This is a genomic window from Streptomyces sp. NPDC111802, from assembly GCF_055634335.1.
Genome location: NZ_JBVKCZ010000003.1, coordinates 58146 through 70144 on the forward strand (window position 1 = coordinate 58146; position 11999 = coordinate 70144).

Consider the following 11999-nt stretch of genomic DNA (forward strand, 5'->3'; position numbering starts at 1 on the left):
CTCGGGCGACGCCGGGAGCGGCGGAGGAACCCGATTGTCAGTGGTGGACGGCAAGCTGGTGGTGCGCCCTCATGTGCGGGGCGTGACGCGACGACGCCGACTTGGGGAGAGCCGACCGATGCCCACTGCCGTACTGACCGATCGCGAGCGCACCGCCGTCCAGGCCTATCTGCGGCTGTTGCACACCGTACGAGCCGCGTTCGACGGTCCCCCCGGAAAGGGCCGGCCACCCGTGGTGCCGCCCACCGTCCTCGCCGAGGCGGAACAGGCGCTGGCGGACGCGGGTCTGACGGGCAACGAGGAGGCGTTCTTCCGGCTGCTGACGAGCTGGTGCCCGGCGGAGCCGTAGCGCAGACCTCAGGGCCGGCCCGGGGGCTCAGGGGTGCGGCACGCTCACCGCTGTCGCCACCAGCCCCCGCTGGACCGTCCAGCGGCCCTCGAAGTGGTCGAGCCGGCGCTCGCCCACCCAGGGACCCGGCACCAGAAGCCGGGCACGGAACCCACCGCTGTGCCGCTCACCGGGGTCGGCGAAGACGTCGATGTCGGCCTCGGTGAAGCCCAGCCACTGGCCGGTGAGCGGGAACCACGCCTTGTAGACGGACTCCTTGGCACTGAACAGCAGCCGGTCCCAGTGGATGCCCGGGTGATCGCCGGCCAGCCGGCGCAGCCGGTCCGTCTCGGCGGGCAGCGCTATGGAGGGCAGCACGCCCTCCGGGAGCGTCTGGTGAGGTTCGGCGTCGATGCCGAGGGACACCAGATCGGCGGCGCGGACCAGCGCGGCGGCGCTGTAGCCGTCGCAGTGGGTCATGCTGCCGACGAGCCCGGCCGGCCAGCCGGGGGCGCCCCGTTCACCGGGCAGGATCGGCTGCGGTGGCACGCCGAGCTTCTCCATGGCGCTGCGGGCGCAGAAGCGTACGACGGCGAACTCCCGGCGGCGCTTTTCGACCGCCAGGGCGACGACCGCCTCCTCCTCGGGGTACAGCACCCCGACCGCGGGCTCGTCGTTGCCGTACGCCTCGACGGTGACCACCTGGTCCGGCAGCAGTTCCTCGATCAACGCGCCCCGTCCTCCTTGGGCAGAATCCGGCGCAGCCGTCCCGGCGGGCCCGGTCGCTTGCGCCACTCGCGGGGGTATCCCACCGAGACCTCCTCGAAGCGGACGCCCTCGTGCCAGGTGGTCCGCGGGATGTGGAGGTGGCCGTAGACCATGGTCTGGACGCGGAACCTGCGGTGCCAGTCCGCGGTCAGCCGGGTGCCGCACCACATGGCGAACTCGGGATGCCAGAGTACGTCCGTCGGGTGCCGGTCCAGCGGGTAGTGGTTGACGAGGACGGTGGGCAGGTCCTCGGGGAGCGCGGCGAGCCGGCGCTCGGTCTCGGCGACCCGGGCCTCGCACCAGGCCTCGCGGGACGGGTAGGGGTCGGGGTGCAGCAGGTACTCGTCGTTGCACACGATCCCGGTCCCGTGGGCGTACTTCAGCCCCTCTTCCTTGGTGGTGCAGCCGGAGGGCAGGAAGGAGTAGTCGTACAGCAGGAACAGCGGCGCGACCGCCACCGGGCCGCCGGGGCCGTCCCAGACGGGGTAGGGGTCCTCCGGTGTCGTCACGCCGAGTTCCCGGCACATCTCGACCAGGTGCTCGTAGCGGGCGACGCCGCGCAGCGTGACGGAGTCCCTCGGGTGCGTCCACAGCTCGTGGTTGCCGGGTGCCCAGACGACCTTGCGGAAGCGGCCGGCGAGTGTCTTCAGCGCCCAGCCGATGTCGGCGACGGTCTCCGCCACGTCACCGGCGACCAGCAGCCAGTCGTCGTCGGAGCCGGGCCGCATCCTCTCGACGAGGGCGCGGTTCTCCTCGTAGCCGATGTGCAGGTCGCTGATGGCCAGCAGCTGTCCGGCACCGCCGACCCTCGACGTCACCCTTCGCCCCTTCCACTCATACGGACTCGCGCGTACTCGCACGGACTCACACCCAGACGATCACACGAATGAGACCACGAGAACACACAGTGTTCCACTGGTACAAGGCCGGATCACGTCGTCGCCGGGCGGGGAGTTTCGAGGGGATCAGAGACGGTCAGGAAGGATCCGCAATTCCGTAACACGTACGTTGCACGCGGCACCCCTCGAGACCCGTATGATCGCCCCAACACCACCGCTTGGAACGTCCCTTCGCAAGGGGCGATTTGGTGTCCCTCCATTCACCCTGCCCGGGCACGGGCCTGCTTCGCCCTGCCCGCGAACCCGAAAGGACGGCCCTGCATGGTCTCTCGCGTACGCGTCTGGCTCAACCGCACGTACGCGGAGAATGTGTTCTTCATGGATCAGCTGCGACGAAATCCCAGCGATCGGGCCGTGGAGATCCATGCGACGCACGGGGACGCCGACTCGCCCGTGCTGGCCGCCGCCGACACCGCCGAGCTGGAGCCGGAGGGCCTGTCCCCGGCCGGGTATGTGGAGTACGCCCTCGCCCAGTGCCGGCGCCGCGGCATCGATGTGTTCGTGCCCCGGCTGCACCAGTCGGCGATCGTGGCGCACCGCGCGGACTTCGAGGCGGTGGGTACGGCGCTGCTGGCGCCGCCGCCGGAGGCCGTGGCGGTCTTCCACGACAAGGTGATCGCCTACGAGGCCGTGCAGGCGGTCGGGGTGCCGGTGCCGCCGTGGTGGCGGGTGCGCAACGCCGACGAACTCCTCGCCGCCGTCGAGGAGTTGGAGGCGGCGGGTCACAAGGCCTGCTTCAAGCCGGCGTCCGGTGCGGGCGGAGTGGGCTTCCGGGTCATCACCCGCGCCCCCTTCTCGCTTCTGCACCTCAGCGGCTTCCCGACGCCGTATGTACAGCTGGATCTGGTGCTGGACGCGTTGCGGCGGACCGACGAGCCGGTGGACTGGCTGGTCATGCCGCGGCTGGAGCAGCCGGAGGTCTCGGTGGACTGCCTCACCGGTCCGGACAACCGGGTGCGGCTGGCGATCGGTCGGATCAAGAACGGCCGGCGTCGCGGGTTCACTCTGCAGGAGCAGTGGCTGGAGCCTGCGCGGCTGATCGCGGAGGGGTTCGGGCTGCACTACCTGTCCAACATCCAGTTCCGGATGTTCGGGGAGACGCCGGTGCTGATGGACGTCAACACCCGGCCGGCCGGCGGCTTGCACCAGCTGTCGCTGTGCGGGGTCAACGTGCCTTGGTTGGCTGTGCAGTTGGCGCTCGGGGAGGACCCGGGCGAGGTGGTTCCGCCGTTCCTGGGGCAGGACTACACGGTCGTTTCGGGACCCCGGCCGCTGCGGCCCGTGTCCATTCCGCAGCAGCGGGCGGAGGAGACGGAGCCGTTGCTGCCGGCGCTGCCCGCACCGGTCTCGGTCGACTCGGTAGGAAGCGGGGCGGCTCAGGCCCTGCCGCTCTAGAACCTGTCGTTTGGATCATGCCGACGACTTCCGGTCTGGACCAATCTCGGCGTCAGAGCTTGACAGCGGGATTGGTCCATACCAACTTGGTCTGCGCACCTCTCAGCACCTGTGCACTCCCGAACACCCCACTTTTCCCAGGGAGATCACGTGCGCAACCAACCTCTCAGACGTCTCAGACGTCGACTCCTCGCCCTGCTCGGCTCCGCCGCTCTCGCCGTGACCGCAGCCGTCGCCCTTCCCGGTACGGCCCACGCGGCCAACGTCCTGACCAACCCCGGCTTCGAGTCAGGCGGCCTGTCCCCGTGGTCCTGCACCGGCAACCTCGGCTCGGTCGTCTCCTCGCCCGTGCATACAGGGTCCAAGGCCCTTGCGGGGGCGGTGGGTTCAAGTGACAACGCCAAGTGCGGCCAGACCGTCTCCGTGCGGCCCAACACCGCGTACACCCTGAGCGGCTGGGTGCGCGGGTCCTACGTCTACCTCGGGGTGGACGGCGGTGCCTCCACATGGACGTCGTCGCCATCGGCGTACAGCCAACTGTCCCTGTCCTTCACGACCGGTGCCGCCCAGACCAGCGCGACCGTCTATGTGCACGGCTGGTACGCCCAGGGCACCTACTACGCCGACGACATCAGTCTCGACGGTCCCGGTGGCGGCGGCTCGGACAGCCAGGCGCCCACCGCTCCGGGCAGCCTGCGCTCCACCGGCAAGACCTCGTCCAGCGTGTCGCTCGCGTGGAACGCCTCGACGGACAACGTCGGGGTCACCGCGTACGACATCTACAGCGGATCGAACCAGGTGCTGAGCGTCTCCGGTACGAGCGCCACGGTGAGCGGGCTGGCGGCGAGCACCTCGTACACCTTCACGGTGAAGGCACGGGACGGGGCCGGGAACACCTCGCCGGCCTCCAACGCCGTCGCCGTCACCACGGACACAGGCGGCGGTGGCGGTACCGGCTTCAAGCAGGCCGCACCCTACCTGTACCTCGGCTGGGGCGATCCGCCCAGCGCGACCTCGGTGATGAGCGCGACCGGCGTCAAGTGGTACACGATGGCGTTCATCCTGTCCTCCGGCGGCTGCAACCCGGCCTGGGACGGACAGCGTCCGCTGACCGGCGGCAACGACCAGAGCGTCATCAACTCCATCCGCTCCGCGGGCGGTGACATCGTGCCGTCGATCGGCGGCTGGAGCGGCAACAAGCTCGGGCCGAACTGCTCGTCGCCGGAGGCGCTGGCGGGTGCGTATCAGAGGGTGATCGACGCCTACGGGCTGAAGGCGATCGACGTCGACATCGAGAACACCGACGAATTCGAGAACGCGACCGTGCAGGACCGCATCCTGAACGCCCTGAAGATCGTCAAGGCGAACAACCCGGGGCTGCGGACCATCCTCACCTTCGGGACCTCGACGACCGGGCCGACGTACTGGGGCAACCGGCTCATCGAGCAGGCCAGGGCGCTGAACGCCGGCATCGACGTCTTCACGATCATGCCGTTCGACTTCGGCGGCGGCGCCGACATGTACGGCAACACCGTGAACGCGACGGAAGGACTGAAGACCAAGCTGAAGTCCACCTTCGGCTGGGACGACGCCACCGCCTATGCCCACATCGGCATCTCCGGCATGAACGGCCTGTCCGACCAGCAGGAGCTCACCTCGCCCGCGATCTGGACCCAGATCCGCGACTGGGCGAACTCCCACCACATCGCCCGCCTCGCCTTCTGGTCGGTCAACCGTGACCGGCCGTGCCCCGGGGGCGGCGTGACGAGCAACTGCTCCGGGATCAGCCAGAACAACTGGCAGTTCACCTCCATCACGGCCGGGTTCACCGGCTGAGGCAGAACTCTTCTCCGGAGGGGTGTATCAGGGCGCGGACAGCGTGCTCATAAGAGTGAAAGGCAACGGGGGAACCACGGGGGAACGCGCCACCACGGGGGAACCACGGGGGAACGCGCCACCACGGGGGAATCACGGGGGATTCGGGCCGGTCGGCAGCTGTCACGGGGGCGGCGGCCGACCGGCCCGAGGCGCGTCGCGGGGACAGAAGCGGCCCGCTCCTCGGTACAGCTCCAGCTCCCCGTCCAACTCGACCGCGAGCACGGTGGCGTGCGGGTCGAGGTCCGCCCCGGTGGGGGGTTCGATCCAGAGCACCCCGGGTGTCTCGTGCAGGCCACCGGTGATCCGGTGGGCCAGTTCGGTGCCGCTGCCGAGTACGGTGACCCGGCGTACCGAGCCGAGCAGTCCACGTACGTTGATCTCGGCGCGCGGGGCGTCGAAGAGGACCAGGTAGAGGGTGCGGCGGTCCTTGGAGAGGGTGCTCGGGCCGTAGTGGTGGCCGGCCGGGAGGCCGCGCACGGTGCCGTACACCGCCTCCGCGTGCTTGGCGATCCAGTCGCCCAGCCCCTCCAGGCGCTCGGTCTGTTCGGCCGGGATCGTGCCGTCCTCGCGTGGCCCGACGCTCAGCAGCAGGTTGCCTCCGCCGCCGATCGTCTCCGTGAAGTAGCGGATCAGCTGGTCGACCGACTTGTGGTTGTGGTCGTGGTGCTGGTGACCCCAGGAGTCGTTGATGGTCAGGCACAGCTCCCAGGGGCCCTCGGGCGGGACGACCGGGGCGCCCTGTTCCGGAGTGGCGTAGTCGCCCTCGCTGAGCATCCTGGCGTTGAAGACGACGTCCGGCACCTCGGAGCGGATCAGCGCGGCCAGCTCGGGGATCCGCCACTGCTCCTCGCTTCGGTCCCACTCGCCGTCGAACCACATCAGGTCCGGCTTGTAGCGGGAGGTGAGTTCACGGATCTGGCCGTCCCGGTAGGCGAGGAAGCGGTCCCAGGCCGCCAGGTCCTCGAACTCGGCAGCGACCTCCGAGTAACGGTTGTCCTCCAGCTCCGGGGGGCGGCCGGGCTTGCGGGTGGAGGCGTAGTCGGGGTGGCTCCAGTCCGAGTGCGAGTAGTAGAGACCGACCTTGAGCCCCTGCTCGCGCAGGGCGTCGGCGTAACCCGCTATCGGGTCACGGCCCACGTTCAGGTCGCCGTACGCGGTGTCCCACAGGGCGACGCCGTCGTGATGGCGGCTGGTCAGGACGGCGTACCTGGCGCCGGCCCGCGCGAAGAGCTTCGCCCAGTCGCGCGGGTCGTAGCGGGAGGCCGTGAAGCGGTCGAACTGGGACATGTACCGGTCGTACGGGACGATGTCGTCGTAGAACGACCAGGACTCCTGGACGCCGTCGACGGCGTAGATGCCCCAGTGGACGAAGATCCCGAGCTTGGCGTCGGTGAACCAGGGCTGCATGGCCATCAGTTCACCTCGGCACGCCGCAGGCGCAGGGTCAGTACCTGGAAGGGGCGCAGCGAGACCGCGACCCCGCCGTCGATCGTGGCCTCCTCCAGCGGGCGCTCCAGCAGGTCGGTGATCTGCGCGCCGGCCAGCGGGAACCCGATGCGCAGCACGCCCTGGGCGCGGCCGCCCCGCGACTCGTAGAGCCGTACCACGACGTCGCCGGACTGGTCGTCGGCCAGCTTGACGGCTTCGACGGTCACGCCGTCGCCGTCGACGGAGACGACCGGCTCGGGCGCGCCCGCCGCGTCGGCCACCCGCAGCGGGAGGTTGAGGGAGTACCCCTCGGCGACGGCGTCCTCGATGCTCGCGCCGGGCAGCAGGGAGTAGGTGAAGCGGTGCATGCCCTGGTCGGCCTCGGGGTCCGGGACGCGCGGGGCGCGGACCAGGCTGAGGCTGACCCTGGTCGTCGTACCGCCGTCCTCGCGGACCGTGCGGGTCACGTCGTGGCCGTACGTCGAGTCGTTGATGACGGCGACGCCGTAGCCGGGCTCGGCGATGTGCACCCAGCGGTGTCCTGGGACCTCGAAACGGGCCGCTTCCCAGGTGGTGTTGGTGTGGGTGGGGCGCTGGATGTGGCCGAACTGGATCTCGGCGGAGGAGTGCGCCGCGCGGACGTCCACCGGGAAGCCAGCCTTGAGGATCTTCTCGGCCTCGTGCCAGTCGATCTCGGTCTCGAAGTCGATCCGGGGGCTGCCGGCGCGCAGGGTGATCGTCTGGGTGAGCCTCGATCCCTTGCCGAAGACGCGGGAGACCCGGATCGCGCCGATGAGCGGGTCCTCCTCGACGACGGTCACCGACTCCGTCTCCAGCAGGTCCTTGTAGCGGTTCTTGTAGTGCTTGTCGATGTCCCAGGCGTCCCAGTAGTTGGGCAGGTCGGTGTGCAGGCGCAGCAGATTGCCCTGCTCGGCGAGGACTTCGCGGTTCGCCCGGAGGTCGAACACGGAGGACAGGGTGCCGTCCTCGGCGACCTCGACGCGGACCAGCCCGTTGTCGAGGACACGGCCGGAGACGGACACCGGCTGCTCGGGCACGGCGGGAGCGAGGGGCGCGCTGCCGCTCGCGGGCACCGTGACGTAGGCCGGTGCGCCCTCGGCCGTGCGGATCACCTCGGTGCGCTCGTACGGGCTCGTGTTGAAGACCCGGGCCTCTCCCCCGCCCAGCGCCGCGACCGCCTCGGCCGTCAGCGCCTCCAACTCCTCGGCCACGCGCGCGTATTCGGCCTCCGCCTCGCGGTGCACCCAGGCGATCGAGGAGCCCGGCAGGATGTCGTGGAACTGGTGCAGCAGGACCGTCTTCCAGAGCCGGTCCAGCTTCTCGTACGGGTAGCCGTAGCCCGGCGCGTGCAGCGCGGCGGTCGTCGCCCACAACTCGGCCTCGCGCAGCTTGTGTTCGCTGCGGCGGTTGCCCTGCTTGGTGCGGGCCTGCGAGGTGTAGGTGGCGCGGTGCAGCTCCAGGTAGAGCTCGCCGTTCCAGACCGGGGCGTCCTCGTACTCCGCGCGGGCCTTGGCGAAGAACTCGTCCGGGTGCTCCACCACGACCTTGGGCGAGCCCTCCAGGTCGGCGAGCCGGCGCGCCCGCTCCATGATCTCGCGGGTGGGGCCGCCACCGCCGTCGCCCCAGCCGAAGGGCGCGAGGGAGCGCGTACCGGCGCCCTTCTCCTGGTAGTTGCGGACCGCGCGGTCCATCTCCTCGCCGCTGAAGCGGGCGTTGTAGGTGTCGACCGGCGGGAAGTGGGTGAAGATGCGGGTGCCGTCGATGCCTTCCCACCAGAAGGTGTGGTGGGGGAACTTGTTGGTCTGGTTCCAGGAGATCTTCTGGGTCAGGAACCACTCGTTGCCGGCGAGCTTGGCGAGCTGCGGATAGGCGGCCGTGTAGCCGAAGGAGTCCGGCAGCCAGACGCCCTTGGTCTCGACGCCGAAGTGCTCGATGAAGAACCGCTTGCCGTGGATCAGCTGGCGGGCGATGGCCTCGCCGCCGGGCAGGTTGCCGTCGGCCTCGACCCACATGCCGCCTACCGGCGCCCACTGGCCCTTCTTCACCGACTCCTGGATCCGGGCCCACACATGCGGGTAGTTGTCGCGCACCCACTCGTACTGCTGGGCCTGTGAGCAGGCGAAGATGAAGTCGTCGTACTCGTCGGCCAGCGACGTGACGTTGGAGAAGGTCCGGGACGTCTTGCGCTTGGTCTCGCGGATGGGCCACAGCCAGGCGGAGTCGATGTGGGCATGGCCGACTCCGGAGATGGTGTGCGCGCTGGCGTGCGCGGGGCGGGCGAGGACGGGCGCGAGCACCTCTCGTACGGCCGTCGCGCTGCCGGAGATGTCGTCCAGGTCGAGGACGTCCATGGCCCGGTCGAGGGCGTGCATGATCTCGTGCCGGCGGGGCTCGTGCTCGCCGAGGTGGACCATGAGCTCGCTCAGCACCTGCAGGTCCAGGTCGAGGTGCCAGACCTCCTCGTCCAGGACGGCGATGTCGGCGCGCTGGAAGGTGTAGAGGGGCTTGTCGCCGGCCGTCAGGACGTCGCCGAGCGGGGTCGGGGCCGCGAAGTCGTTCGCCAGGATGTCGGGGTTGGAGGCGGCCTCGACGAGGTAGTCGATCTCCTCGCCGCCGGAGACCGGGTTGCCGATCGGCACGTACTGGTTGAGCGGGTTGACGGCCTTCAAGGGGCGGCCGTCGGGCAGATGCACCAGGGCCTCGGCCTGGTTGCCGGGCCAGTCCCCCACGAAGCCGAGGTCGATGACCGCCTCGACCCGTCGTCCGGCCCACTCGGCGGGCACCCGGCCGCGCATCCGGAACCAGGTGGTGCCCCAGGGCGGGCCCCACGGGGTGTCCATCGCGAAGGGCTCGTACCGGGCGGCCGCGGCCTCCTCGAAGGAGACCGGCTCACCCGGCGCCTGCCACGCCTCTACCTCGAAGGGGACGGTGGCCGAGTAGATCGCGGGCTTGATGCGCTGGTTGTGGACGCGCTGGACGCGTTCCTCGATCCGGCGGCGTTCGTCGTGCATCAGGATCTCCAGGGAGGGAGAGAACGGAGATGGGAAGCGAGGGGACATCGGGGGGACGGAAGCGTTGGAAGCGCTTTCCGAGGCGGGCGCTACTTAAGGTACGCGAGGCCGGGATGCACCCCGGTGTAGCCCTCGACCAGCCTGCGGGCGACGCCCACCGAGTCGACCAGCGGGTGCAGCGCGAATGCCTTCACCGCCGTCATGCGCGCACCGGACTCGGCGGCCGCCAGCACCTCCCGTTCGACCGCCTTCACCGAGCAGACGAGGCCGGTGGCGTGGTCGGGCAGCGGGGCGACGGCGACCGGGTGGGCGCCGTTGGCGTCGACCAGGCAGGGCACCTCGATGACGGCCTCGGAGTCGAGCACGGAGAGGGTGTTCTGGTTGCGCACGTTCAGGATCAGGGTCGTGCGCTCGTCACGGGCGATGGCCCGCATCAGCGCGAGCGCCACCTTCTCGTAGCCGCCCGAGAGGTCGTCCGCGTCGCGCTCACCGGCACCGGCGGTCTCCCGGTTCTCGGACATGTAGGTGGCCTCGCGCTCGGCGCGGGTGCGGTCCCAGATCTCCAGGGCGGATGCCTCCGGGTCGCGCACCCGCTCGTAGAAACCGGCCTGCTGGTCGCGCAGGAAGGCGCCGCGGGTCTTGTCGGCCTCCTGGTAGGCGCGGACGGCCTCGCGGTTGAAGTAGTAGTAGTGCAGATACTCGTTGGGGATGGCGCCGAGCGACTGCAGCCAGTCGACGCCGAAGAGCTTGCCCTCCTCGAAGGAGCCGAGGAGGTCGGGGTCGGCGAGCAGGCGCGGGAGTTCGTCCCGGCCGGCGACGCGCAGGCCGCGCACCCAGCCGAGGTGGTTGAGGCCGACGTAGTCGATCCACGCCTCACCGGGGTTCTTGACGCCGAGCACGCGGGCGATACGGCGGCCGAGGCCGACCGGTGAGTCGCAGATGCCGATCACGCGGTCGCCGAGGTGGCGGGACATGGCCTCGGTGACCAGTCCGGCGGGGTTGGTGAAGTTGATGACCCAGGCGTCCGGCGCGAGGCGGGCCACCCGCCGGGCGATGTCGACGGCGACCGGGACCGTGCGCAGGCCGTAGGCGATGCCGCCCGCGCCGACCGTCTCCTGGCCGAGGACGCCCTCGGCGAGCGCGACCCGCTCGTCGTTCGCCCGGCCTTCGAGGCCGCCGACGCGGATCGCCGAGAAGACGAAGTCGGCGCCCCGCAGTGCCTCGTCGAGGTCGGTGGTGGCGGTCACCTCGGGTGCGTCGGGCACGCCGGCCGCCTGCTCGGCGAGCACACGGGTCACGGCGTTCAGACGGCCGGCGTCCAGGTCGTGCAGCACGACGTGGGTGACCCGGCCCTCGGCGCGGTCGGCCAGGAGCGCCCCGTACACGAGCGGCACACGGAATCCTCCGCCGCCCAGAATCGTCAGCCTCACGTCTGCACCCTTCCCGCCACGACGACCTCGACGCCCGCCTCCTGCAAGGAGGTCCGCGTCGCCGTGTCGACCGGCGCGTTCGTCACCACCACGTCCAGGTCCTCGGGACCGCACACCTTCGCCATCCCGTGCCCGGGGAACTTCGCCGCGTCGGCGAGCAGGACGACCTTGCCGCTCGCCTTGATCATGGCTCGCTTGACCGGCACCTCGACGACCGTCGTGTCCATCACATGCCCGCCGGGGCGGACCCCGCTGGTGCCCAGGAACAGCCAGTCGGCGTGCAGCTGGCGCAGATTGTCCTCGGTGAGGAAGCCGACCAGTGAGCGGTACTCACGGCGGACCATGCCGCCGAGCAGCACCAGCTCGATGCCCTCGTCGTCGGCGAGTTCCTCGTAGACCACCAGGTTGCTGGTGATCACGGTGAGCCGGCGGCCGTGCAGCTGGCGGGCCAGCCGGAAGGCGGTGGTGCCGATGTCGAGCAGCACCGACTGACCATCTTCGATCATCGCGGCGGCGTGCGCGGCTATGGCGTCCTTCTCGGCCACGCGCACCTCGGCGACCTCGGCGAAGGGCTGGTCGCCCTCCTCCACGACCGCGCCGCCGTGCACCCGCGTGAGCAGGCCGTCGTCCTCGAGTTTGAGCAGGTCACGCCTGATCGTGGCCGGGCTCACACCCAGCTGCTCGGAGAGATCGGTCACGGCCGCGGGGCCACCGGCGCGAAGGGCCCGCAGGATGAGTTGATGTCGTCGTTCTGCCAGCACGGCGTGAACACTACTCGTCATCTTCAATCATCGCCATGCTTATTTCTGCTCGGGTATTGACCAATCTCCCGGAGCGGCGC

Annotated in this window: 9 protein-coding genes; 3 read left to right on the forward strand and 6 right to left on the reverse strand. The window is 70.2% G+C overall.

The genetic code is table 11. The features are described 5' to 3' along the window. The first annotated feature begins 118 nt into the window (after positions 1–118). A complete protein-coding gene (locus tag ACZ7NC_RS03630; protein ID WP_471484568.1) occupies positions 119–349 on the forward strand; it encodes a hypothetical protein in 231 nt (76 codons plus the stop codon). 27 nt (positions 350–376) lie between these two features. On the opposite strand, the gene ACZ7NC_RS03635 is transcribed toward ACZ7NC_RS03630, so the two are convergent. Next, positions 377–1057: a 4'-phosphopantetheinyl transferase family protein gene (locus ACZ7NC_RS03635; RefSeq protein ID WP_471484569.1), complete on the reverse strand. Its 681-nt coding sequence runs from the start codon at positions 1055–1057 to the stop codon at positions 377–379. Beyond that, positions 1054–1914: a metallophosphoesterase family protein gene (locus ACZ7NC_RS03640; RefSeq protein WP_471484570.1), complete on the reverse strand. Its 861-nt coding sequence runs from the start codon at positions 1912–1914 to the stop codon at positions 1054–1056. The genes ACZ7NC_RS03635 and ACZ7NC_RS03640 overlap by 4 nt, the downstream gene beginning before the upstream one ends. Before the next feature lie 342 nt (positions 1915–2256). On the opposite strand from ACZ7NC_RS03640, the gene ACZ7NC_RS03645 reads away from it, so the two are divergent. After that, a complete protein-coding gene (locus ACZ7NC_RS03645; RefSeq protein ID WP_471484571.1) occupies positions 2257–3390 on the forward strand; it encodes an ATP-grasp domain-containing protein in 1134 nt (377 codons plus the stop codon). Positions 3391–3540: 150 nt separating this feature from the next. Continuing rightward, entirely contained in the window at positions 3541–5226 is a 1686-nt protein-coding gene (locus tag ACZ7NC_RS03650; protein ID WP_471484573.1) for a carbohydrate binding domain-containing protein, read from the forward strand. 162 nt (positions 5227–5388) lie between these two features. Here the strand turns inward: ACZ7NC_RS03650 and ACZ7NC_RS03655 are convergent, their stop codons facing one another. The 4 genes from ACZ7NC_RS03655 to ACZ7NC_RS03670 all read right to left on the reverse strand — a co-directional run bounded on the left by ACZ7NC_RS03655 (position 5389) and on the right by ACZ7NC_RS03670 (position 11919). After that, positions 5389–6681, reverse strand: a complete 1293-nt coding sequence (locus tag ACZ7NC_RS03655; protein ID WP_471484574.1) for an alpha-L-fucosidase — start codon at positions 6679–6681, stop codon at positions 5389–5391. Next, positions 6681–9728: an alpha-mannosidase gene (locus ACZ7NC_RS03660; RefSeq protein ID WP_471484575.1), complete on the reverse strand. Its 3048-nt coding sequence runs from the start codon at positions 9726–9728 to the stop codon at positions 6681–6683. The genes ACZ7NC_RS03655 and ACZ7NC_RS03660 overlap by 1 nt, the downstream gene beginning before the upstream one ends. A gap of 89 nt (positions 9729–9817) precedes the next feature. Next, the gene (locus ACZ7NC_RS03665; RefSeq protein ID WP_471484576.1) at positions 9818–11158 is read right to left on the reverse strand and encodes a 6-phospho-beta-glucosidase; all 1341 of its coding nucleotides are present in this window, start codon (positions 11156–11158) and stop codon (positions 9818–9820) included. After that, positions 11155–11919: a DeoR/GlpR family DNA-binding transcription regulator gene (locus ACZ7NC_RS03670; RefSeq protein WP_471484578.1), complete on the reverse strand. Its 765-nt coding sequence runs from the start codon at positions 11917–11919 to the stop codon at positions 11155–11157. The genes ACZ7NC_RS03665 and ACZ7NC_RS03670 overlap by 4 nt, the downstream gene beginning before the upstream one ends. Positions 11920–11999 lie beyond the last annotated feature (80 nt).